The following is a 21,369-nucleotide window of genomic DNA, read 5'->3' on the forward strand; positions in this document are numbered from 1 at the left end:
GAGCTGTTTAATTATTCAATAAAACGGGATTTTTTTAAAACAGACAAAAAATTCTTAAGATTTGGGTATCATAAAGGGTAAAAAAGACCGTCTTATAAGGACAGTCTTTTTATATCTTACTCCTGAAGGCTTAGCTTAAAGGCCAAAGTCCGTCATAAGATGAATTTCCGTATGTAATGCTTTCTGCGCTTATAATAAAGCTGATCAGCATATTATTGCTGTCTATAGCATCGAAGTCTACTTCATGCTGAATCACATATCCGTTTTCCCACTTCAAAGAGATCAGTGTTCCTTCTTCATGAGATTTGTTGAAGTTGATTTCTCCGTTGGTCGGTTTATATTTACTGTTAAGTAAACTTTCCAGAATGTCGGATTTTTCTGTTGCTTCTATTGTTACTTTAATCAGTGCATTTGACGGATCTGAAGCGACACGTCCTGAAACGTCTGTAGATCTTGATACGCTGTAATTCATTTTCAACAGCTTTTGAGCTTCACCTCCATTGAATTTTAAGATTCCTCTTGAATTTCCTGCCATATTCTTACATTTTAATCTTTAGTGATTACTCCCGTATAAAAGGTTTGAATAACAAAGATAGACTTCGCGTTCTAATTGAAAAAGTTTTTAAACAAGAGTTTCAGAAATTGTAGTAGTTCTACGACAATTTCCAGCCAGAAACGATATTTTGATTATTTTTTTCTTTAAAAAATCCATTTTTACAGAAATAAATACTGATAATCAATGTTTTAATAATTAAAAACTCAGTCTTCCTAAAAAGTATTTTGTATCATACAATGAAGGATGTAAGGACTTAAGTCAATGTAAAATAATACATTATAAATAAAAAGTACACTTAAGATTTTTGAAAATCATTGATTTCACGTCTTAAGTGTACTTCTCTACGAGATTTATCTTTAATCTATCCAGTCAAATTCAGAAATTAATCAGAGAAAATCCGACTAGTAATGTTTGTAAATATAGCTAACGATTATAATAATAAGATTGATGGCAACCAGACTCATTAAAAAGGTTCCGTATTTTCTTTTTTTGTCAATAAAACTTAAACCAAGGGTAAAAAAAAACAATAATAAAGTATACACTGCCGGATACATATGAAAAGCTTCAGAAAACTTTCCCTCAAAAACGAGGACTATAGCTCTCTGTGCTCCGCATCCAAGACATTCCACACCCAGAAATTTTTTAATGGGACAGGTTAGCATAAAGTCTTCAATATTCATTTTTACCGGGTTAGATTATTCGGAAGTTATGATGATATTCTTGCTCTGGTATACTGATGCGGGAAAAAGCAGTCTTCCTTCATCTCAAACGAGCCCTGAACGGCAATATAAGGGTTTCTCAAAATTTCACGGGCTATAAAGATAAGATCAGCCTCACCTCTCTGAAGAATTTCCTCTGCCTGTTCCACTTCAGTAATTAAACCAACAGCTCCTGTTCTTACGTCTGCCTCATTCTTTACCTGTGAAGATAAAGGAACCTGGTAACCGTTGAAAACAGATATTTTGGCACCATGAATATTTCCTCCGCTTGATATATCTACCAAATCCACTGCATGTTCTTTTAAAATTTTTGCCAATGCTACACTGCTTTGTATATCCCAACCATTCTCAGCATATTCAGTACCGGAAATTCTTACAAAAAGGGCTGTGTTTTCATTAAGCTCTTCATTCACTGCCTCTACAATTTCCAATAGTAATCGAATTCGGTTTTCAAAACTTCCGCCGTATTCATCTGTTCTGATATTGGAAAGTGGTGATAAAAACTGGTGAATAAGATAACCGTGAGCGCCATGAAGTTCAATAATATCAAAGCCTGCGTCTACTGCCCTCCTCGCTGCTTTTTTAAAATCCTGAACCAATTCTTTCACCTCATCTGTACTTAATACATGAGGAATTCTTTCTGAGGGATGATAAGGAATGGGGCTTGGAGCAACTGTTTCCCAGCCTTCTTCTAGGGAGATCTGGAGATTATTCCATGTGGAACCTTTTCTTCCGGCATGTGCCAACTGAATTCCTATTTTACTTTCCGAGTGATGATGAACAAATTCTACAATCCGCTGGAGTTTTTCAGCCTGCTCATCATTCCAGATTCCCATACAATGGTTGGTAATTCTTCCTCTGGGTTCTATTCCTGTAGCTTCTACCATCAGTAATCCGGTTCCCCCTTGCGCTCGGCTTCCGTAATGTACGAAATGAAAGTCGTTAGCTAGTCCGTTTTCACATGAATACATGCACATAGGAGACATTACCCATCTGTTTTTTAGCTCTACATTTCTGAATTTTATTGGTGTATATAACATTTTCTTCTTTTAAAAATTGAACTTTATTATTGGAGAATAAAATATTGCCCACCTCATTAAAAAGAACTACTTTTACCCCCCTTTTTTAGTGTACAATATATGAAAAAAGACATACAGATCAGTTACGAATATTTTAAGAATAGCAGCGAACTGACCGATATAGAAAAAAAACTATTCGAAAAAGCCAAAGAGGCTCGCGAAAATGCTTATGCACCCTATTCTCAGTTTTTTGTAGGATGCTCGGTGTTGTTGGAAAACGGAGAAATATATTCCGGAAACAATCAGGAAAATGCAGCATTTCCTTCAGGGCTCTGTGCGGAAAGAACAACATTGTTTTGGGTGGCCGCTAATTTTCCCAATGTGAAGGTAAAAAAGATCTTCGTAGTAGGAGGTCCTAAAAAATTCCATGAGAAAAACCCGCCTATTCCTCCTTGTGGAGCCTGCCGACAAAGTTTAATAGAGTATGAAACGAAGCAAAATGAAAACATCGACCTTTATTTTTCAAGTATGAACGAGGAGGTGGTAAAAGTGCATGCGGTAAAAGATCTGCTTCCGTTTTATTTTGATTCAACGTTCTTGTAAAAGGATATTTCAAAACGGCCAGTGAGATTGGTAATTGTAAAGTTTAATATTTAGCTTTTGCTGTGATATTATAGAATCTGTTTATTAATCTCTCAGGGGGTTATGGATGGTAATTAGTTTAAAACCTGTAGAATTTCTGCAGGTTTTTATTTTTCTAGAATATTATATTGTTTGTTGATGGGTTACAATTTCTTTTTTGACCGCAGATGACACAGATTTTCACAGATGACTGAGGATATTTTTTTAAACTTATCTATTCCCGATCTGGTTATAATCAAAATATTTTGTCTCTGGTTCAAAATAAAAAAGCTGCCTCTATTAGAAACAGCCTTGTTTTATTTTTTATTCTTCAGATTCTACATCCTCATCTTCATCATCTTCGTATTGCTCCAGATAATACGTAAAGCTAAAGTCTTCAACTTCTTCTTCGGCATCTTCCAGAGTAGTCAGCAGGTCTTCAAAAATTTCCAACTGATCTACTGTCATATTAACGAATTCCAGGTGAAGCGGCATTTCTAAGTTCCCGGTAACGGTATCGAAAAGTGCATCAAGATTGTCTCCGAAATTTTCAGGAAGCTGAATTTTTTCCTTTAATTGGGTGTAGAAATCTTCATAATCACCTATGTCTGTAAAATCTATATATACTGTCTTCATATTGAACTAAATTTCCAATTTTTATTGATTAAAAAAGTTTTGCATTTTTTGCAGAAGTCTGTTTCCTCATTAGTTGGATTTTTACCTTCTGCATTTCTCATAAAACATGTTTTTTCAGGGCAATGTGGTAGCCCTTGTGTATGCCTTAATTCATGGATGGCAATTTTATAAAATAGCTCATGATGATATCCTATTGCTTTTCAAAACTTTTATAGTGGTTTTTGGTAAGATATACATCACCGTTTTCTGTATAAATGATACGGTCTGCATTTCTTCCTCCACAATGATAATTTACATCTGCCTCAAAATATTTTTCACCATCCGGAAGTCTTCCTTCTCTGTTCCCAAATTTGTCTCCACCAATAGCTTTGCCAGGAACAGCCTCGCAAAGATTTCCTTTTGAGGGATCCCAACCCTGACGTCTGGCCTCATTTTTTGTAATGTAATAGTCGGGTAAATGATGATTCTTTTTCACATAGTTTATTACGGTTCCTTCTTTTGTCAATTCCTCGATAGAGTTCTGTCCTTCAAAGTTACCGGAGCCATATTGGTTTTCTGTGGAAGTACTTCCATAGTGTACCGTTTCTGTTTTTGCAGGATTTTTATCTGCAATAAAATTCTTGTAGATATACATTACAGACATTCCGAAAAGAAGTCCTAAACATATAAAAAAGACGGATCTTATTTTACCATTCATAATAACTTGAATTAATGTAACAATTTACCGATAAGATAATGTAAGTATATCAAAATAACAGAATATTGATAAGCTGTTTCATCATTATATAGCTACATTATATGATTTTATTCACTTCTCCAATCTTCCGGAATATCACAAACAGGGATAGGATCCATTTTATGTTTTGCTGCTTTGTGCATTCTGTCGAAAATAAGGAACACTTCTTTGTCTCTTCCTTCATAGTCTTCTGCTGTTTTGGTACCATATTCTTTCTGGATTTTTTCCAGTTCCGGGTAAGTAGCTCCAATCTGCTGTTCATCTGTTCTGTCTACATCCCAAAGCCCATCAGTTGGAATGGCTTCCTGAATACTTTTAATCAGGTTAAGTCCTTTGGCAAGAGTGTACACTTCAGTTTTATAAAGGTCTGCAATAGGAGAAACATCGACTCCACCGTCGCCATATTTTGTATAAAATCCAATTCCGAAATCTTCCACTTTGTTTCCTGTTCCGCATACCAGAAGACCGTTCAGCTGCCCGTAATAATAAAGGGTAAGCATTCTAAGACGTGATCTTGTATTGGCAAAAGCCAGTTTTTCGTTAGGATAAAGATCATCTTTTACATCAAATGTTTTGTAAAGTTCCTCAAAAGCGGGAGTAAGATCTACAGACATTATTTCTACGTTGGAAAATCTTGATTTCAAATCATTCATATGATCCTTTGCGCGGTCTACCTGATCAGCTTTCTGGCGTATTGGCATTTCAATAAGTAAAGTTTTCAGCCCGGTCATTGCTGCCAGCGTAGAAACCACTCCTGAATCTACTCCTCCTGAAACCCCTATTACATATCCGTTTACCCTTGCTTTTGTGGCATAATCTTTTAACCAGCTTACTATATGATCTATTACTTTTTGTGTCTGCATTATTATATTTTTTTAGTCTATTCCAAATTCTTTGGGATATTTTACCATCCCTTTTTTATTTTTTAATCCGTCTTTTATCAGTTCTATAGCCATGCCATTCTCTTCGGGAATTTCAAACGGAAAAGAAATTCCAAAATTACTGGTTTTTTCGTAACCAAACCGTGGATAATATTTTTCATGCCCAATAAGGATTACAGATTGATATCCTAACTCTTTGGCAATACGGTGACCTTCTCGGATCAACTGACCTCCAAGTCCCTGATTCTGAAATTCAGGTTTCACGGAAACAGGAGCTAATGCCAGAGACTCAAACGATTCTGAACCATTTACAATCTGTATTCTTGTAAACAGAATATGTCCTGCAATTTTACCATTTTCGTCTTCTGCAACCAATGACAGTTCGGGAATAAAGGCTTCAGATTTTCTTAGCTTTTCAACCAGAAAATGTTCCTGATGGTCACTATGTTCCATATCTCTGAATGCTTCTTCCGTCAGTTCAAAAACCTGCCTGTAATCTTTTTCGTCTTCCTGTCTTATTGTCATCATTTATTGTACATATTTTTCGCGATTTACCTCATACCAGAAACAAATACCGTCTGGTTCTTCAAATTCGCCTGTTTTTTCAAATCCTAATTTCTTTAGTATATAATTAGAAGCATCATGTTCAGAATGAGCATAGGCATAGATTGTATCTGCTTTCAGTTCGTTAAAACCATAGTCAAGAGAAGCAATTCCGGATTCTACGGCATAGCCTTTTCCCCAGGCTTCCTGCACAAAACGGTATCCCAGTTCTAAAACATTTTGATAGCCGTTTACTTCTTTAGTTAATAATTTCAATCCGCTCCATCCTACCATGGTTCCGGTTTCCTTTTCTACAACGGCCAGCCTTCCTACTCCATTTTCTTCATATTGTTTCTGGATCATTTTGATCATTTCCTTAGACTCATTGATATCCGTAAGCGGTGGTACACCTATATATTTCATCACTTCTGGATCAGAATCCATCTTAAACATCTGCTCAACATCAGTATCTTCCAGCTTTCTTAAAATCAATCTTTTTGTTTCTATTTTCATCTTATTATTTGTTTATTAGTTTTTGAAAACAGCCATTCCAACCCGTATTCTTTCTTTATTTTCAAACAAATTTCGGTGAATGACTTTATTTATTTTTTACTTAAAATTTTAAAATTCCTGCTTACACAAAAAAGATGATTAAAATAAAACCGGGAGCTGTAAATATTTTAATTTTCATCATGAATTGTCTATTTAATCCTTATTTTTGTAAACTTAAATTCCATGTAAAAATAATGAAGATTTTTAGATATATTGCGCTTTCTTCTATTTTAGTTGCAGGACTTCAATCTTGCAAAAAAGAACCTGAAAATCAATGGAAGGTAGAAATAAAAACCGCTGCCGAAAAAGTTGAAATAACAGACATTTCAAAGGAATTCTATAATCCCGGTGTTCCGTTGGATCAATTTAAAGCCAAATTCCCATGGTTTCAAGGAAGTGTTTCAGATGCAGATTTCGGAAAAAGAAGAGGAGATGCAGAGGAAATAAAAATCTATAAAGAGGCTATTGGAAAAATAGATCAGGCCAAATTACAAAAAGAGCTTGGAGACTTATTTTCGCATATCAAACATTATTTCCCACAGTTTAAAACGCCAAAAGTATATTTGTTTTCATCGGCCTTACAGATGGTTCAGGATCCTATTTTTTATGATCAGAAAGGGAATCTTCTGTTTATAGATGTTACAGGTTTTATGGGGGACGGAAATCCAAATTATAAAGGGCTGGAATTATATTTCCAAAAATCCATGAATCCTCAAAACATTGTTCCTAAGGTTTCCCAATTATTTGCCGAAAGTATCGTAACAGAATCTTCTGAACACCAGAAATTTATTGATCAGATTATTTTAAACGGAAAAGTAATGATTCTTCAGGATGCATTTCTTCCCGACTTCCCCGATTATCTGAAAATGAATTATACCCAAAAACAATATGAATGGGCAACCAGTAACGAAGCGAACATCTGGAATTACTTTGTAGAAAGCAATCTGATTTTCGGAGATGATCCGAGACTTGGTGAACGGTTTATTTCTCCGGGGCCATTCTCAAAGTTTTATACGGAAATTGACAATGAATCTTCACCGCAAATCGGAATTTTTACGGGATGGCAGGTTTGTAAAGCTTACCTTAAGGAAAAACCCGAAACCAAACTTACTGATTTCCTGAAAATGGATGCTACAAGCATATTCAATCAGTCCGGTTATAAACCGAAACTTAAATAATAGAAAATTTAGAATTTAGAAAAATAGAAAAAATGAGAAAGACTCAGATTACGATAGATGTAGAGCTTGATGAAAATCATGTCCCGGAAAGTATTACCTGGAATGCTCAGGATGGAGGAATTGAAAAGGAAGAAACAAAAGCAACCATGATCTCTGTATGGGATGAAAAAACAATGGAAGCTTTAAGAATCGACCTTTGGACAAAAGAAATGCCTGTAGACCAAATGAAGATGTTTATCCACCAGATTTTAATATCTTTAGGAAACACCTATCAAAGAGCAACAGGTGAAGAAGATGTGGCACAGTGGATGGAACAGATCGCTGAAGAATTTGCTGTAAAATCTGCTATCAAGTAAAAAATGGTATAAGCAAAGGGCAATAAGCGGTAAGCTTTTTGTATTCAGCTTAAAGCAATTTTAATAAAAAACAACCAGCTTAAGCAATATTTACGATAGTCTGTTGCTTAATGCTAAAGCAAAAAATTATGAATTTTAATACAAAAGTAATTCACGGAGGTCAGCACCACGAGTCTGCTACAGGATCTGTAAATGTTCCTGTATTTTTAACCTCTACATTTGCACAAAAGAGCCCGGGAGTACATTCCGGATATGAATATTCAAGAGCTGCCAACCCTACAAGACAGGCATTGGAAGATTCTTTAGCAAGTATTGAAAATGGAGCGAGAGGATTAGCTTTCGGTTCTGGTCTTGCTGCGATCGACTGTGTTTTGAAATTATTAAACCCAGGCGATGAAGTAGTTGCTGTAGATGATCTTTATGGAGGAACTTACAGAATGTTCACAAGACTTTTTGAAAAATATCAGCTGAAATTTACTTTCGTGAATTTTGATGATGTTTCTAAAATTGCAGACGTTATTACAGATAAAACAAAGCTGATCTGGGTAGAAACACCTACAAACCCATTGATGAAGCTGGTAGACATCAAAGCAGTGGTAGAAATTGCCAAAGGAAAAGATATTTTAGTAGCTGTAGATAATACTTTTGCTACTCCTTATATTCAGAGACCGATTGATTTGGGAGCTGATATTGTAATGCACTCTGCCACGAAATATTTAGGAGGTCACTCAGATGTTATTGCTGGAGCTCTTATTGCTAAAGATGCTGAATTAGGAGAAAAACTTCACTTCATTCAGTTTGCCAGCGGTGGTATTTTAGGTCCACACGATTCTTATCTTGTATTGAGAGGAATCAAGACTTTGGCTTTAAGAATGCAGAGACATTCTGACAATGGTCTTGCAGTAGCCCAATACCTTGAGAAACATCCTGCAGTAGATAAAGTAATTTATCCCGGATTGGAATCTCACCCTCAGTATGACCTTGCAAAATCTCAAATGAAGGAAGCTGGAGGAATGGTTTCATTCACTTTCAAATCTGGTAAGAAAGAAGATGCCATCAAATTCTTAGAAAAAGTAAGAGTATTTACCTTAGCCGAATCTTTAGGAGGTGTAGAATCTTTAGCCAACCACCCGGCTTTAATGACACATGCTTCAATTCCTGCTGAAAAACGTGCAGAACTGGGAATTACCGATGACTTAGTTCGTTTAAGTGTAGGTATTGAAGATGCAGAAGATCTTATTGCAGATCTTGAGAAAGCTTTTTCTTAATAAACAATAAACTGAAATGAGAAGGGTATTTTATCCTTCTCATTTTATTATCACCAAAAACAGACATGAAAAACACAAGAAAAGCAATTGCTTCCGACTTACCTCAATTGGCACAGCTGTTTGACGAATACAGAATATTCTACCATAAAGAATCTGACCTTGCTGCCGCAGAGACTTTTCTGAAAGAAAGAATCGAAAATGGTGATTCCGAAATTTTTGTTACTGAGGAAAATGGAAAACTGACAGGTTTTGTACAGTTATATCCTATTTTTTCATCCACAAGAATGCAGCGTTACTGGCTGTTGAACGATCTCTATGTCAATACAAATTATAGAGGAAAAGGATATTCTAAGGCGTTGATTGAAGAATCCAAAGAGCTGTGCAGGGCTTCAAAAGCCTGTGGAATTCTGCTCGAAACAGGAAAAAGTAATGATGTTGGCAATCAATTGTATCCATCTTGCGGCTTTGAGCTTTACAATTCTGTGAATTTTTATGAATGGAGCAATTCATAAAACACTAGTTACAACTTATAACACACAAAAAAACATGACAGATTTCCAAAAATATATTCAAAGATATTTAGATTTGATCCCTTCTGAAAACTGGTTAGAAGAACTGCAAAAGTCAGAAGATAAAACCATCGGTATCTACTCCAACCTTACTGAAGAGCAGTCTAAATTTGCTTATGCAGAAGGAAAATGGACATTAAAAGGAGTACTTCTTCACTTATCTGATACGGAAAGGGTTTTTCAATACAGAATATTGGCTTTTGCCAGAGGAGAAAAAAGCAATCTTCCCGGCTTTGATGAAAACGAATACGCTGAAAAGTCGTTTGCCGATACAAGATCGTTAGAATCTTTGTTGGACGAATATAAACTGGTAAGAAAATCTTCTCAAATATTATTGAAAACCCTTCAGCCCTCAGCATTACAAAACACCGGTATTGCCAACGGGAATGAGGTTTCTGTAGAAACTATAGGAAAACTTATTGTAGGACACAATTATCACCACCTGAACATTATTGAGGAAAGATATTTATTGAAACTGGGATGGATGTAAAGTTTTGGCTAAAGCCAAAGGATTTTTTCCTTAATTTTTAAATGGGCTAAAGCCCATTTCTATTGAATTTGATAAAGTGTGTTGGTATTATAATATTAAGCATATTATATTTAATAGCTTATATTGAATTCATTAAAAATAATGTTGCTATTTTATACGTACAAATTATATCCATATCGAAATGTAATTTATATTAAATTTCACAAGCACTACATCATTACTTTAATCAATTAACACATTACGATAAAAACATCAATAGAAACGGGCTTTAGCCCGTTTTTCATTGATAGAAATCCTCCATTGGCTTTAGCCAAAACGTAATTTAAAAATATTATATATTTGATAAAAACAACACAAATGTCATTTATCAAAGTTTATATCCATATTGTTTTTTCAACAAGAAACAGAGCTCCAATTCTTAACACATTCGATATACGAATAAAGGTTTGGAAACATATTAAAGAATACGCTACAGAGAAAGGAATCTTTTTAGATATGATTAATGGATATTCGGATCATTGCCACTGTTTAATTTCTCTTGGAGCCAATCAGAATATTGAAAAAACTGTTCAATTATTAAAAGGTGAATCTTCTTATTGGATTAATAAAAACAAACTTACAAAAGAAAAATTTGCCTGGCAGGATGAGTATTTTGCGGTTTCGGTTTCTGAATCAATCGTAGACTCTGTAAGGAATTATATTAAAAATCAGGAAAAACATCATCAGAAAAAAAGTTATACTGATGAATATAAAGAGTTTATTGAAAAATATAATTTTAAAATATAGGTTTTAGCTAAAGCCGAAATTTATTTTTTATTTTTTTGTTTAATTGGAAAAATGACAACATCATTATTGAATAATATTTTATAGTATCCATTAATGGGACTGGGCTAAAGCTCACTTAAAAATAATCTCTGCTCTTCATTGGTTTTAGCCAAAACTTATAAAACCAAGAACATATTTATATCTCATTTTTTTGCCCAAATTTCATATATTTTCTACCTTTATCAACTGTTTTAGAATTCAAGAAAAATTATGGAAAACATTATTGAAATATTAAAATCCGGCGGCACAATTCTTTACCCTACCGATACCATCTGGGGAATCGGTTGTGATGCTACCAATATAGAGGCTGTCAATAAAATTTTTGACATTAAGAAGCGTGAGAAAAATAAATCGATGATCATTCTTGTTGAATCTGAAAAAAGGCTTCAGGATCTGGTAGATGTTCCGGAAATGGCCTGGGAAATTATTGATCTTAGCGAAAAACCGGTAACCATTGTATATGAAAATCCAAGAGGGCTTCCTAAAGAACTTCTTGCTGAAGATGGCAGTATTGGTATCCGATTGGTAAAAAATGATTTTTGTAAAAGATTGATTTCAAAGCTGAATAAACCATTAGTTTCAACATCTGCGAACTTCAGTGGCGAAAAGAGTCCGTTGAAATTTTCAGACATTTCTGAAGAGATGATCAGCCTTGTAGACTACGCGGTGGAAGAAGACAGAGAAAAAGTTTCAAAATACTCAGGTTCTTCGGTAATCAAAATATGGGCAGATAACAGGATTAAAGTTCTTAGAGAATAATAATACAGAGATAATTCGTATTTTTTAGGGTCTTGGCGGTATATATCGGCAGGATTTCTTTTTTTTAATTTTATCTTTGCAAACTCATCTCATAAAATATACTGTATGAATCATCAAGAATTTGCTCAGGTATGGGTAGATGCCTGGAACTCTCATGATTTGGAGGATATCCTCTCCCATTATTCTGAAGATATTGAGATTACAACTCCAATGATAGCCCTTGCTACAGGAGGTAAAGAAAGTTCTTTACAAGGGAAAGCATCTATTCGGAAATATTGGCAAAAGGCCCTGGATAAATTTCCGGATCTTCATTTTGAGTTGATTCATACCACGGCAGGAGTAAATTCTGTAGCATTATTTTATAAGTCGATCATGGATAAACATGCCATTGAGGTTATGTTTTTTAATGAAGAAGGGAAAATTAATAAAATGTATGCCCATTATGATGAATGAGCTGCATGGTAGAAACAGACACTATTATTAACGATGAAAATTAATCTTACTCAAAATAAGAATTTAAAACTATTTAAAATCATTTCTGAAGCGGCAGAAAGGAATAATCAGTCCGTATATATTGTGGGCGGATATGTTCGTGATCTTCTGATGAAAAGAAAAGCTTCCACCGATATTGACTTTGTAACGGAACAAAGCGGTATTGAGCTGGCTCAGAATGTTGCTCAGGATATTGATCCTAAATTAAAGGTTTCCGTTTTCAAAACGTATGGAACAGCTATGATCAAGTATAAAGATCTTGAGTTGGAATTTGTTGGCGCAAGAAAAGAAAGCTACACAGAAAACAGCCGAAAGCCAGAAGTAGAAGGCGGAAGTCTGGAAGATGACCAGAAAAGAAGAGATTTCACCATCAATGCCATGGCGATTTCTTTAAATCATCATAATTTCGGAGAACTCATCGACCCGTTTAATGGGATTGAAGATCTTGAAAAAGAAATTTTAAGAACGCCATTAGAACCTGCTCAAACTTATTCTGACGATCCGTTGAGAATGATGAGAGCTGTACGTTTTGCTTCTACATTAAGCTTTACGATTGAAGAAAATTCTTTGAACGCCATCAAACAGGAAGCCGAAAGAATCAAAATTGTATCTATGGAAAGAATAATGGTGGAGTTCAACAAAATCATGCTTTCTGCAAAACCTTCTGTAGGCTTAAGCTTAATGGAAAAAACAGGCCTTCTGAAACTGATTATCCCTGAACTTCTAGAATTGAAAGGGGTGGAAGAAGTGGAAGGACAGACTCACAAAGATAACTTCTATCATACTCTTGAAGTCGTAGACAATATTTCATTGAATACGGACAATCTTTGGCTTCGTTGGGCTGCATTACTTCATGACATAGGAAAAGCTCCAACCAAAAAATTTGTAGAAGGTACAGGCTGGACATTCCACGGTCATGAATTTTTAGGTTCAAAAATGGTAAAAACTCTTTTTCAGAGGTTAAAACTGCCTTTAGGAAGTGATATGAAGTACGTGCAAAAAATGGTAAAATTATCTTCCCGTCCTATCGCTCTGATTACAGATGATGCTTCAGATTCTGCACTAAGAAGACTTTTATTTGATGCCGGAGAAAATCTTGAAGATCTATTTACCCTTTGTAAAGCAGATATTACCACTAAAAATTCTAAAAAGCAGGAGAAATTCAAAAGAAACTTTGAATATGTAGCGGTAAAAATTAAAGAAGTTGAAGAAAAAGATCAGGTAAGAAACTTCCAACCTCCGATCACAGGAGAAGAGATTATGGAAATGTTTAATCTTAAACCAGGCCGTGAGATCGGAATTTTAAAAGAAAAGGTAAAAGAAGCCATTCTTGAAGGCGAAATTCCCAATGAAAAAGAAGAAGCGACCAAATTTGTGATTGCTGAAGCAGAAAAACTGGGATTAACATTATAATCCTATTAGAGATAATACAAAGCCCGGCGGGATCTTCGATCCCGCCGGGCTTATTTTATTAACACCTTTCTATAAAAACAAACCCGGGCGGTTTCGAAGAAACCGCCCGGACAAAAAACACAAATGATGAAAAAAAATAAAAAATTATATTTTCATATGCTGTTTAGTGCATTATGGATTTACATAGGCTCCATTGGCTCCTAGACCTCCTGTTTTGAAAGAATAGATCTTGCTTCCATTCGCTGCAGAATATACCGTCATTTCACTTTCTGCCCCAAATTTTTTAACATCAGAAGTAAAGATTCTTCCATCAACAACATTAAAGCCGTATAACGTAAAGCCAATATCTGCTCCATCTGAAGTTGTTAATAAAGCAGTGGTAGGAACAGTAGGAGTGGCTACACTTGTAGCATATACTTTAGCTCCTGAGCTGAAATAGAATTTACCATTATCGATCTGAAGATTCGTAGCATTAGGAATTCCTGTTAAAGTAATAACAGGTGTAATAGTACCCGTGCTGGAAATCTTATAGATATAAGAATCTGTAGTTGTTGAAGAAATAGTATATACATTCGTATTATCTGACACAATTCTGTTGATATCACCATTCGGAACAGTGATCGGCGTCATAGTATCAGTCGCTGTATTGATATAAGTTACTTTATTTCCTGATCCAAATGTAGCATTCTGTACAAATACATTTCCTCCGGCTTGTACAACAGTATCTATATTTTCAGTAAAATCGGTTTTCTTCACCAATGAAAGGTCAGAAATTTTATATTTTGTTACACTTTTAGCGCCTGAAGAAAAATTCATATTAGCAACATAAATAAATCCGTTCGCAAAGGTAATCCCTCTTGGGTTGTTGATCTGGTCTGTGATGGTCCCTAATTTCTTAAAAGTATAACGATCTACTACTACAATTTTATTAGAATTGTTCATCACAAGATATGCCTTGTTTCCGTCCAGACCAATTGTCTGAAGAACATCTCCCAAAATCTCATTATTGTTATTATAAGCATAGATATTATACTGCATCAGACCTAAATCTCTTGTAATGAACATTACGTTAGCTCCATAAGAGGTAAACTTTCCTTCATTGGAAATTAAATATCCATTCTGGTAAGTGATAGGTGATATTTCTATGCTATCATCATTGCTACACGAAATGTTAAATAATAGTACAAATGCAAATAGTACTGTTAAAATTCTAGTTACTCTCATAATATATTAATTTTAGTTTTTAAAAATTAATCGCTGCATATACTCCATAATTTCTTTTAGGTAAAGGATAAAAAGAAACCGTTTTGTAATAAGTGTTTGTTATATTATTCACTTTAACACCTAGAGTATATTTCTTTGAAACTGTTGCTGAAATTCCTGTATTTAATATAAAATAAGGATCTATTGCCGTATCTCTTTTTTCATCTGTTCCTGTATAAGTAAGGCCGTTTACAAGTGCCTGAGCATACAATTTGATAAAACCATATTCATAATCCAAATTGGCTGTTCCACGGTGCATTGGAATATATGCTAATTGTTTCTTAGATTCCTTATCAATTGATTTGGTATAATAATATCCTGCACTTACTCCTATTTTATGGTTCCCAAATTGTTTATTAAAAGACAGCTGAGACTCCAATCCGTAAGACTCTGTTTTGTTGACATTAAAAGCCTGCCAATATCCCAGAGCTGTTGGCATCCATACAATAAGATCAGTTCCTTCCAAAAAGTAAGGAGACACATTCAGTTTAAAACTTCCTGCTTTAAATTCATGGTTCATGTCTATCTGAACAGATGTTTCCGGTCTCAGATCTTTATTTCCTCCCGGTTCGTAATAGATATCATTAAATGAGGGATATCTGAAATTTTTAGACAAATTGATTCCTACATTATACCATTTTGAAGTGTTCCATTTTCCGGAAAATGAGTACAAAACCGGAGAATTGATATCTTCTACGAAATCTTTTTTGAATCCACCTTCAAAGCGCAGATCCTTCGTTGCAAAATACCTCAATAAGGCAGAAACAGAGCCTATATTTCTGCTTACATCTGTTATTCCGCTTTTGTAACCTTCTCCTTTATTCACCTGAAATTCTCCAATAAGGTTCACATTCCATTTTGAATTCAGGAAATAATTGAAATCATTTTTTATAATATAATTCTTCCCTGTACCACCACTGGATTTAGGAAGATTTAAATCTCCATAATACTGGAAATTCTCCTCGGTATATGCTGCTTTGAATGCGTTGCTGAATTTTGCTTTATTCCAGTCCCAGGCAATGAGACTTCTTACACTTTGCGTTTTATACTTTGTCTTTGTTGCTGTTTCTTCGTATACTGGGTAATGCTGCGAAGAGTCAAAAAACTGACTTTGCCACGATACCTTGTGCTCGTTGGTTATTTTATAGGAAGCCCCTACGTTGAAGGATGTATTGTAATAGTTTCCGTTTCTGTTGATGTAGTTCAGATCACTTACTTTATAATCGTTTTCACTTACAGAATAATTTCCTGAAGCTTTAAAGCTGAACTTATCATTGCTGTAAGAACCTTTAAGAAAGTTATTAAAAGTATTAAAAGAAGCAACTTCTGAAAATAATGAACCATGGAACCCTTTATTAAAATCCAGGGTATTATTCATATGAATACTCCCGCCCACTGCTCCACTTCCGTAGATGACACTTCCACCACCTGCTTTTATTCCAATCTGATCATATCCGAACAAAGGCATATTGTTGATATCTCCCTGTCCTAAAAAATTAGAATTGATATTAATTCCGTTCCATACAAAGGCGGTCTGCTGTGCAGTAGTTCCCCTGAAAGACGGTGAAGAAACAGCACCACGGCCATTTTCCTTAATATAAACCTGGGACTGAAACCTCAGCAGTTCGGAAAGATTGGTGGAATTTTTCTCAGTATCTTCGGGAGAAATAGTTTTCACAGGATGGAAGAGCTTCACTCTATTCATCTGATTATCGAAGATGTAAATCGTATCAATAACTTTCTCTTGCCCGAAAAGAAAACAGCCATACGATGAAAAAAGCAGTACTAAAGATCTTTTTATATCCATATTAATTCACTTTTCCTCCGAAAGCAATATTTTTTTATGATTATCATTCTGGCAGGTCTCCTGACTTTCGCATTCTGCACCTTCCCGTGGTATACAGTGGTTGTTTGCAGAAACTTTTGTTGCGATTTACAGTTGCGGGGACAGTCCGGGAGTTACACCCGATTCCCTTTTCATTCCAATATACTGGAAACCAAATTTCTTGCAAAGATAGCTTTTTATATCTATTGGCCAAAGGCCCTGAGATCCTGATCAATACTTTTATTATCCCTTCATTCCGTCTCAACATCATATAGAAAAATGGCTGTTTTCAATATCGAAAACAGCCATGTAAAATCCCACTTTTACTATTGATGATATGAATTAAAACTATATCCGAATTTATTTTTTAATGAATTTATAAGATTCCATTGTTCCCTCTTTCAAAGAATACTGAAGGATATAATTTCCTTTAGATAAAGATGAAACATCAATCTGATTATGGACAGAAGTGAAAGTTTTCACGATTTGCCCTACCATATTATAGATTGTTGCTTTTTCAATTTTCTCTGTTCCTCTGATGTATAAAATATCTGAAACAGGATTTGGATAGATGCCTGCAACAGCTTTCTCTTTAACAATATCATTCACAGATAAAAACTCTGAAAGATCAAGGTAAAACCCAACAATCTGATTGGAAGCATTAGTACCAACCCCTGCTATCTTCTTTCCATCCTGAGAAATTGCCAAAGGAAGTCCCATAGTAACACCGTTGGTTGCTATTCCTAATGATGTGGCATAATCGTTCAGATTAATACGACCTCCGGCCTGAGTCCAGATAAAGCCTTCCCCTGACATTGGAGGAGCCCCAAATGCTCTGTAAAAACCGATCACGGTAGATCCGTCCGCCGAAATTCCAGTCGCTCCTCCTTTAAAACTGAATGAAGCATTAGGATGCGTGATATAGGTAAGTCCGGTCACTGTATTCCATACGTAAGGATTAGGAGTTGCCGCTCCTATTATTGTATTTCCGTCTACAGAAACACCTCCTGCTTCTCCTACATTATTGCCATTGTTATCTGTAATAAAACTTTCTACTCCATCTATCCATTTAGCACCGCTTCTTGTTCCTGTTGCCTCATCCTGCCATCCCACAACTACTGTCCCTGCAGCATTTATTGCATTTGCTCTGGAGCTTCTTCCAGTAACCATACTGCCTAAATCGATGACTCCGCTTACCGCATCCCACTTTACGGCATGAGCATTGGCTGCCGTAAGGTATCCTAAACCTACAATGGTATTTCCATCTATCGACATTCCCCAAGTAGAACTTACACTACCATCCCAGCCTGTTGGAACAAGACCGCCTCTGTTCGTCCAGGTAGAATTGGTAATATCATACGTTGATATTTCATTAAAACCCGTAGCAGAATTTGTAATCGTAGATGCTATTTTGGTTCCGTCATTAGAAACTACGGTTTTTCCTGAGGCCGGATATCCGTTTGATATGGAACCGATCTGCACCAATCCACCAGCAGCAGACCATTTAAATATAGCGCCCGCACTGGTATGCATACTTACAACACCATTATTGGATACTGCCCCTACATTATAATTACCAAGTCCCATTACAGTAAGCTGAGCTTCTGCCATCCCACCTTTTAAGAAGAAACAGAACGCTACTACTTTTATTGACATTTTGTAAAAGTTTTTCATATATTGTTATATTTAGTATTTTGATTTAGCGAAAACAATATTAATATTATATTTACCTAACAAAAAGAAATTGACTTTCACAATTCGTGAATTTTAAAAGAATTTAAATTTTAAAAACCTAATAATCAAACATATAACAAAACCTCATTTTGAAGATGGATTTCATGAAAATCATTCAAAAAAACACAAAAAACAATTTATTATTTATAGACGCAATTGAAAATAAGGGGAAAATTCTACTGTTGATACTCGCATTTTGGTCTGTTACTATGAATGGGCAGCTAAGCCAGGACTTCAGTATTTTATCAGATAAAGCGTTTCAGAAGCTCTACCAAAACTCAGACGAATGCATCAGCTATGCTCAGGGAATACTTGTAAATGATCAGGATTCAGAGCACCAGATCGTACTTCAGAACATCATTTCTCAGGCTTTTGCGATGAAAGGAGATTATGTACAGTCTGTGAATACGTTCTCACAAAAAGAAGATTCCGACCAGAACCGGAAGCTTTCTTACTTTATGCAGGTCTTCAGTGCTTATAATCTTGCAGATCAGTACCAAAACCTTGGGCTGTACAATCAGTCAAAAAAAATTATAACCAACCTTCTTTCGGAGCAGAAACTCCTCAAAAGCAGTGATCTTAAACTCAGGATTACCACCGCAAAACTCTATCAGCTGCAAGCCCTGAATTTTGGAATTAATAAAGATTATTCTTCAGCCTTAAAAGACCTTGACAAAAGTGATCGGTATCTGGATCATCATAATGAAGAAAATAAAATAATTGCGATGGAAAACAGGATTTTCCGTTCTTTTTATTGGATGAAGCAAAACAGACTGTCTGAATATAAAGTACTGATAGAAAATATCATCCAAGAACTTAACAATCAGAAAAGTCAGCCGTTTTTGCTGGGTTTGGCCTATGAAAATATTTCCCAGTATTATTTTTTGAAACAGGATTACAAAACAGCTATTCAGCAGTTGGAAATCGGGCTTTCATTGGTGGAAGACCTTCCTTTCAATAATCTGAAAATTAAATTGTACGAATCATTATCCAGAAATTATTTTGCGCTTCATGATGATACAAAATACCATCAATACTACAAATTATACAATGATTTGAAAACAAAAACGGATTCCAGCACAAAAGAAGGAATACGTTATATTGTAAAGCTTGTAGAAAATAATCAGAACAAAAGCATTGAATTTCAAAAGCAAACCTCGCTTAGAACCCTACTCCCTTTAATGATCTTTTTGTCCCTTATCGTTATAGGATTGCTTGTTTATTTTATTGTCGAAAAAAATAAAAATAAGGACTTAAAGAAACAATTCGATTTCTTTGAAAGACAGAATATAAAACCGCCTTCAATCCCTATTGTATCTAAAAACTCTTCTGATCCTGAAAAAATTACAACAAAAGAGCCTGGAGCTCCCAGAATATCAAAGGAAAAGGAAGATGAAATTCTACAAAAACTTGAAGAATTTGAACTGTCAGACCGATATCTTAATAAAAGCATGTCACTATCGATGCTTTCTTCACAGATGGAAGTGAATACAAAATACCTGTCTGAAATTATCAATAATAATAAGGAAAAAAACTTCAATGGTTACATTAACAAACTAAGAATCAACCACATTGCTCAGCTATTAAAGAATGACCCTACTTTCCTCAATTATAAAGTAAGCTATCTTGCGGAATATGCAGGTTTTTCATCACACAGCGCATTCACAACGGTTTTCAAATCGGTTACCGGAATGTCTCCCAACACTTATATTCAGGAAATCAGTAAAAGCAAAACCTTATGAATATCTTTTTTAAAATACTGTTCCTGGTTCTATTACCCTTTTTTACCATAAAAGCTCAGAATATCTCAGATAGTGCTCTGATCAGAAAAGCCCGTCTTCAAATTTATGACAATCCCGACCGTACCATTGCCATTGGAAAACAGCTCTTAAAAAAAGAGCATACCATCAAAACTACTATTGATATTTATATGCTGCTTTCTACGGCTAATATTGCCAAGAGAAACTTTGATGAATCTTTAAAATATATTTTAAAAGCTAAAGAACTTTCACAGAAAACCAACGACACCAAAAGCCAGGTAAGCGTCCTTATTGCCGCTGCTATACAGTATCAACAAATGGAACTATTCAGCAAGAGCCTTGAAACATTGAATGAAGCTGCTCTCTATCTGAAAAAATTACCTGAACATAGTTCTGAAAAATATGGTGAAACAGCCAGAAGCTATGCCATCAGAGGAATGATCTATAAAAGCCAGTCCAATTCTGAGATTGCTCTGGAAAAGTTTTTGATTTCGATACAGAATTTTGAAAAAGTACCTTTAAAAAGAACCGCTTACTCCAATATGAGTGTGGTTTATTATAATATTGGCTACTGCTATCTTAATCTCAATCAAATTGACAAAGCCCAACAGTCGTTTTTACAGTCGATAGATTATGCCCACAGAAATCATGCTAAAAGTCTGGAAGCATTCGCCCTGAAAGGAATGGCAGAACTCTACAAACAACAGCACAAAAATAAGGCAGCGCTGGATTTTTTGACAAAAGCTGAGGCTCTTTCTAAAAATACGGGAGATATTACCCTGAATGAAGGAATCTACAAAGAAATGGCAGACAATTATCTGGCTATTGGGAAACAGGATTCTTTCCAGCTATATAACAAAAAGTTTTTTGAAATGCGCTTTCAGAGAAAGCAAAACGAATTGGTTTCTATCAATCATGTCATCAATGAACATAATAAAGAAACTCTTGTCAAAGGTGAAGCGCTAAAATCTTACTACAACAATATCCAAATGATCTCTATGATCATAGGGAGTATTCTTATCACTCTTCTCTCCTATTGCATCATCAAAATAAGAAAGCAGAATAAAATGTTCCAAAAAAGAATACAGCACATCATCAGAAATTCCTGATTAGCTTACAATAAAAAAACATTCCGGGTTGCGGAATGTTTTTTTTATGATGTATAAAATGTTCT

General features: G+C 35.1%; 24 protein-coding genes and 1 riboswitch. Of the genes, 12 read left to right on the plus strand and 12 right to left on the minus strand.

The features are described 5' to 3' along the window. Positions 1 to 130 precede the first annotated feature (130 nt). The 3 genes from tssD to namA all read right to left on the minus strand — a co-directional run bounded on the left by tssD (position 131) and on the right by namA (position 2,315). Positions 131 to 535, minus strand: a complete 405-nt coding sequence (gene tssD, locus ACL9RH_RS12075; RefSeq protein ID WP_422693614.1) for a type VI secretion system tube protein TssD — start codon at positions 533 to 535, stop codon at positions 131 to 133. Between the two features lie 422 nt (positions 536 to 957). Continuing rightward, the gene (locus ACL9RH_RS12080) at positions 958 to 1,236 is read right to left on the minus strand and encodes a DUF2752 domain-containing protein (RefSeq protein WP_422693615.1); all 279 of its coding nucleotides are present in this window, start codon (positions 1,234 to 1,236) and stop codon (positions 958 to 960) included. Between the two features lie 26 nt (positions 1,237 to 1,262). Next, the gene (gene namA, locus ACL9RH_RS12085; RefSeq protein WP_422693616.1) at positions 1,263 to 2,315 is read right to left on the minus strand and encodes an NADPH dehydrogenase NamA; all 1,053 of its coding nucleotides are present in this window, start codon (positions 2,313 to 2,315) and stop codon (positions 1,263 to 1,265) included. 99 nt (positions 2,316 to 2,414) lie between these two features. Between namA and ACL9RH_RS12090 the strand changes: the two genes are divergently transcribed. Continuing rightward, on the plus strand, positions 2,415 to 2,897 hold the full coding sequence (locus ACL9RH_RS12090) for a cytidine deaminase (RefSeq protein WP_422693617.1): 483 nt from the start codon (positions 2,415 to 2,417) through the stop codon (positions 2,895 to 2,897). Between the two features lie 342 nt (positions 2,898 to 3,239). Here ACL9RH_RS12090 and ACL9RH_RS12095 read toward each other — a convergent pair whose 3' ends face one another. The 6 genes from ACL9RH_RS12095 to ACL9RH_RS12120 form a co-directional block, all read right to left on the minus strand. Continuing rightward, the gene (locus ACL9RH_RS12095) at positions 3,240 to 3,551 is read right to left on the minus strand and encodes a barstar family protein (RefSeq protein ID WP_422693618.1); all 312 of its coding nucleotides are present in this window, start codon (positions 3,549 to 3,551) and stop codon (positions 3,240 to 3,242) included. Further along, a complete protein-coding gene (locus tag ACL9RH_RS12100) occupies positions 3,548 to 3,745 on the minus strand; it encodes a hypothetical protein (RefSeq protein WP_422693702.1) in 198 nt (65 codons plus the stop codon). The genes ACL9RH_RS12095 and ACL9RH_RS12100 overlap by 4 nt, the downstream gene beginning before the upstream one ends. Beyond that, positions 3,742 to 4,248: a ribonuclease domain-containing protein gene (locus ACL9RH_RS12105; protein ID WP_422693619.1), complete on the minus strand. Its 507-nt coding sequence runs from the start codon at positions 4,246 to 4,248 to the stop codon at positions 3,742 to 3,744. The genes ACL9RH_RS12100 and ACL9RH_RS12105 overlap by 4 nt, the downstream gene beginning before the upstream one ends. 107 nt (positions 4,249 to 4,355) lie before the next feature. Beyond that, positions 4,356 to 5,150, minus strand: a complete 795-nt coding sequence (gene nadE, locus ACL9RH_RS12110) for an NAD(+) synthase (RefSeq protein WP_422693620.1) — start codon at positions 5,148 to 5,150, stop codon at positions 4,356 to 4,358. A 12-nt stretch (positions 5,151 to 5,162) separates the two neighbouring features. Beyond that, on the minus strand, positions 5,163 to 5,693 hold the full coding sequence (locus ACL9RH_RS12115; protein WP_422693703.1) for a GNAT family N-acetyltransferase: 531 nt from the start codon (positions 5,691 to 5,693) through the stop codon (positions 5,163 to 5,165). 3 nt (positions 5,694 to 5,696) lie between these two features. Next, positions 5,697 to 6,224 carry a GNAT family N-acetyltransferase gene (locus ACL9RH_RS12120; protein WP_422693621.1) on the minus strand — a complete coding sequence of 176 codons (528 nt, stop codon included), beginning with the start codon at positions 6,222 to 6,224 and terminating at the stop codon, positions 5,697 to 5,699. A gap of 233 nt (positions 6,225 to 6,457) precedes the next feature. Here ACL9RH_RS12120 and ACL9RH_RS12125 point away from each other — a divergent pair, with 233 nt between their 5' ends. The 9 genes from ACL9RH_RS12125 (at position 6,458) to ACL9RH_RS12165 (ending at position 13,613) form a co-directional block, all read left to right on the plus strand. Continuing rightward, positions 6,458 to 7,441 carry a gliding motility protein GldB gene (locus ACL9RH_RS12125; RefSeq protein ID WP_422693622.1) on the plus strand — a complete coding sequence of 328 codons (984 nt, stop codon included), beginning with the start codon at positions 6,458 to 6,460 and terminating at the stop codon, positions 7,439 to 7,441. Between the two features lie 32 nt (positions 7,442 to 7,473). Continuing rightward, positions 7,474 to 7,797: a gliding motility protein GldC gene (gene gldC, locus ACL9RH_RS12130; RefSeq protein WP_422693623.1), complete on the plus strand. Its 324-nt coding sequence runs from the start codon at positions 7,474 to 7,476 to the stop codon at positions 7,795 to 7,797. 128 nt (positions 7,798 to 7,925) lie between these two features. Further along, positions 7,926 to 9,065: a cystathionine gamma-synthase gene (locus tag ACL9RH_RS12135; RefSeq protein WP_422693624.1), complete on the plus strand. Its 1,140-nt coding sequence runs from the start codon at positions 7,926 to 7,928 to the stop codon at positions 9,063 to 9,065. Positions 9,066 to 9,130: 65 nt separating this feature from the next. Beyond that, positions 9,131 to 9,577, plus strand: a complete 447-nt coding sequence (locus ACL9RH_RS12140; RefSeq protein WP_422693625.1) for a GNAT family N-acetyltransferase — start codon at positions 9,131 to 9,133, stop codon at positions 9,575 to 9,577. Positions 9,578 to 9,611: 34 nt separating this feature from the next. Beyond that, positions 9,612 to 10,124: a DinB family protein gene (locus ACL9RH_RS12145; RefSeq protein WP_422693626.1), complete on the plus strand. Its 513-nt coding sequence runs from the start codon at positions 9,612 to 9,614 to the stop codon at positions 10,122 to 10,124. A 357-nt stretch (positions 10,125 to 10,481) separates the two neighbouring features. Next, the gene (tnpA, locus tag ACL9RH_RS12150; RefSeq protein ID WP_422693627.1) at positions 10,482 to 10,910 is read left to right on the plus strand and encodes an IS200/IS605 family transposase; all 429 of its coding nucleotides are present in this window, start codon (positions 10,482 to 10,484) and stop codon (positions 10,908 to 10,910) included. A 249-nt stretch (positions 10,911 to 11,159) separates the two neighbouring features. Beyond that, positions 11,160 to 11,708 carry an L-threonylcarbamoyladenylate synthase gene (locus ACL9RH_RS12155; protein WP_422693628.1) on the plus strand — a complete coding sequence of 183 codons (549 nt, stop codon included), beginning with the start codon at positions 11,160 to 11,162 and terminating at the stop codon, positions 11,706 to 11,708. Positions 11,709 to 11,813: 105 nt separating this feature from the next. Next, a complete protein-coding gene (locus tag ACL9RH_RS12160; protein ID WP_422693629.1) occupies positions 11,814 to 12,161 on the plus strand; it encodes a nuclear transport factor 2 family protein in 348 nt (115 codons plus the stop codon). Between the two features lie 33 nt (positions 12,162 to 12,194). Next, positions 12,195 to 13,613, plus strand: a complete 1,419-nt coding sequence (locus ACL9RH_RS12165) for a CCA tRNA nucleotidyltransferase (RefSeq protein ID WP_422693630.1) — start codon at positions 12,195 to 12,197, stop codon at positions 13,611 to 13,613. Positions 13,614 to 13,784: 171 nt separating this feature from the next. Here the strand turns inward: ACL9RH_RS12165 and ACL9RH_RS12170 are convergent, their stop codons facing one another. The 3 genes from ACL9RH_RS12170 to ACL9RH_RS12180 form a co-directional block, all read right to left on the minus strand. Continuing rightward, the gene (locus tag ACL9RH_RS12170; RefSeq protein WP_422693631.1) at positions 13,785 to 14,837 is read right to left on the minus strand and encodes a hypothetical protein; all 1,053 of its coding nucleotides are present in this window, start codon (positions 14,835 to 14,837) and stop codon (positions 13,785 to 13,787) included. Between the two features lie 19 nt (positions 14,838 to 14,856). Next, positions 14,857 to 16,683 (minus strand): TonB-dependent receptor plug domain-containing protein, encoded by a 1,827-nt coding sequence (locus ACL9RH_RS12175; protein WP_422693632.1) that lies wholly within the window; start codon positions 16,681 to 16,683, stop codon positions 14,857 to 14,859. A 33-nt stretch (positions 16,684 to 16,716) separates the two neighbouring features. After that, positions 16,717 to 16,893, minus strand: a riboswitch (cobalamin riboswitch). A 168-nt stretch (positions 16,894 to 17,061) separates the two neighbouring features. Beyond that, positions 17,062 to 18,357, minus strand: coding sequence for a T9SS type A sorting domain-containing protein (locus tag ACL9RH_RS12180; RefSeq protein WP_422693633.1), 1,296 nt, complete (start codon positions 18,355 to 18,357; stop codon positions 17,062 to 17,064). A 182-nt stretch (positions 18,358 to 18,539) separates the two neighbouring features. Here ACL9RH_RS12180 and ACL9RH_RS12185 point away from each other — a divergent pair, with 182 nt between their 5' ends. Beyond that, positions 18,540 to 20,177 carry a helix-turn-helix domain-containing protein gene (locus ACL9RH_RS12185; protein WP_422693634.1) on the plus strand — a complete coding sequence of 546 codons (1,638 nt, stop codon included), beginning with the start codon at positions 18,540 to 18,542 and terminating at the stop codon, positions 20,175 to 20,177. Further along, complete coding sequence (locus tag ACL9RH_RS12190; RefSeq protein ID WP_422693635.1) at positions 20,174 to 21,304, plus strand: tetratricopeptide repeat protein; 1,131 nt, start codon at positions 20,174 to 20,176, stop codon at positions 21,302 to 21,304. Before ACL9RH_RS12185 ends, ACL9RH_RS12190 begins: the two co-directional genes overlap by 4 nt. Positions 21,305 to 21,369: the final 65 nt, after the last annotated feature.

It is taken from the genome of Chryseobacterium sp. Mn2064 (genome assembly GCF_049319685.1).
GTDB lineage: Bacteria > Bacteroidota > Bacteroidia > Flavobacteriales > Weeksellaceae > Chryseobacterium.

What these genes read in the sequence shown, in the direction of transcription:
- tssD (WP_422693614.1), bottom strand. Translation starts at nt 535, where the DNA reads ATGGCAGGAAATTCAAGAGGAATCTTAAAATTCAATGGAGGTGAAGCT.
- ACL9RH_RS12080 (WP_422693615.1), bottom strand. Translation starts at nt 1,236, where the DNA reads ATGAATATTGAAGACTTTATGCTAACCTGTCCCATTAAAAAATTTCTG.
- namA (WP_422693616.1), bottom strand. Translation starts at nt 2,315, where the DNA reads ATGTTATATACACCAATAAAATTCAGAAATGTAGAGCTAAAAAACAGA.
- ACL9RH_RS12090 (WP_422693617.1), top strand. Translation starts at nt 2,415, where the DNA reads ATGAAAAAAGACATACAGATCAGTTACGAATATTTTAAGAATAGCAGC.
- ACL9RH_RS12095 (WP_422693618.1), bottom strand. Translation starts at nt 3,551, where the DNA reads ATGAAGACAGTATATATAGATTTTACAGACATAGGTGATTATGAAGAT.
- ACL9RH_RS12105 (WP_422693619.1), bottom strand. Translation starts at nt 4,248, where the DNA reads ATGAATGGTAAAATAAGATCCGTCTTTTTTATATGTTTAGGACTTCTT.
- nadE (WP_422693620.1), bottom strand. Translation starts at nt 5,150, where the DNA reads ATGCAGACACAAAAAGTAATAGATCATATAGTAAGCTGGTTAAAAGAT.
- ACL9RH_RS12115 (WP_422693703.1), bottom strand. Translation starts at nt 5,693, where the DNA reads ATGACAATAAGACAGGAAGACGAAAAAGATTACAGGCAGGTTTTTGAA.
- ACL9RH_RS12120 (WP_422693621.1), bottom strand. Translation starts at nt 6,224, where the DNA reads ATGAAAATAGAAACAAAAAGATTGATTTTAAGAAAGCTGGAAGATACT.
- ACL9RH_RS12125 (WP_422693622.1), top strand. Translation starts at nt 6,458, where the DNA reads ATGAAGATTTTTAGATATATTGCGCTTTCTTCTATTTTAGTTGCAGGA.
- gldC (WP_422693623.1), top strand. Translation starts at nt 7,474, where the DNA reads ATGAGAAAGACTCAGATTACGATAGATGTAGAGCTTGATGAAAATCAT.
- ACL9RH_RS12135 (WP_422693624.1), top strand. Translation starts at nt 7,926, where the DNA reads ATGAATTTTAATACAAAAGTAATTCACGGAGGTCAGCACCACGAGTCT.
- ACL9RH_RS12140 (WP_422693625.1), top strand. Translation starts at nt 9,131, where the DNA reads ATGAAAAACACAAGAAAAGCAATTGCTTCCGACTTACCTCAATTGGCA.
- ACL9RH_RS12145 (WP_422693626.1), top strand. Translation starts at nt 9,612, where the DNA reads ATGACAGATTTCCAAAAATATATTCAAAGATATTTAGATTTGATCCCT.
- tnpA (WP_422693627.1), top strand. Translation starts at nt 10,482, where the DNA reads ATGTCATTTATCAAAGTTTATATCCATATTGTTTTTTCAACAAGAAAC.
- ACL9RH_RS12155 (WP_422693628.1), top strand. Translation starts at nt 11,160, where the DNA reads ATGGAAAACATTATTGAAATATTAAAATCCGGCGGCACAATTCTTTAC.
- ACL9RH_RS12160 (WP_422693629.1), top strand. Translation starts at nt 11,814, where the DNA reads ATGAATCATCAAGAATTTGCTCAGGTATGGGTAGATGCCTGGAACTCT.
- ACL9RH_RS12165 (WP_422693630.1), top strand. Translation starts at nt 12,195, where the DNA reads ATGAAAATTAATCTTACTCAAAATAAGAATTTAAAACTATTTAAAATC.
- ACL9RH_RS12170 (WP_422693631.1), bottom strand. Translation starts at nt 14,837, where the DNA reads ATGAGAGTAACTAGAATTTTAACAGTACTATTTGCATTTGTACTATTA.
- ACL9RH_RS12175 (WP_422693632.1), bottom strand. Translation starts at nt 16,683, where the DNA reads ATGGATATAAAAAGATCTTTAGTACTGCTTTTTTCATCGTATGGCTGT.
- ACL9RH_RS12180 (WP_422693633.1), bottom strand. Translation starts at nt 18,357, where the DNA reads ATGTCAATAAAAGTAGTAGCGTTCTGTTTCTTCTTAAAAGGTGGGATG.
- ACL9RH_RS12185 (WP_422693634.1), top strand. Translation starts at nt 18,540, where the DNA reads ATGAAAATCATTCAAAAAAACACAAAAAACAATTTATTATTTATAGAC.
- ACL9RH_RS12190 (WP_422693635.1), top strand. Translation starts at nt 20,174, where the DNA reads ATGAATATCTTTTTTAAAATACTGTTCCTGGTTCTATTACCCTTTTTT.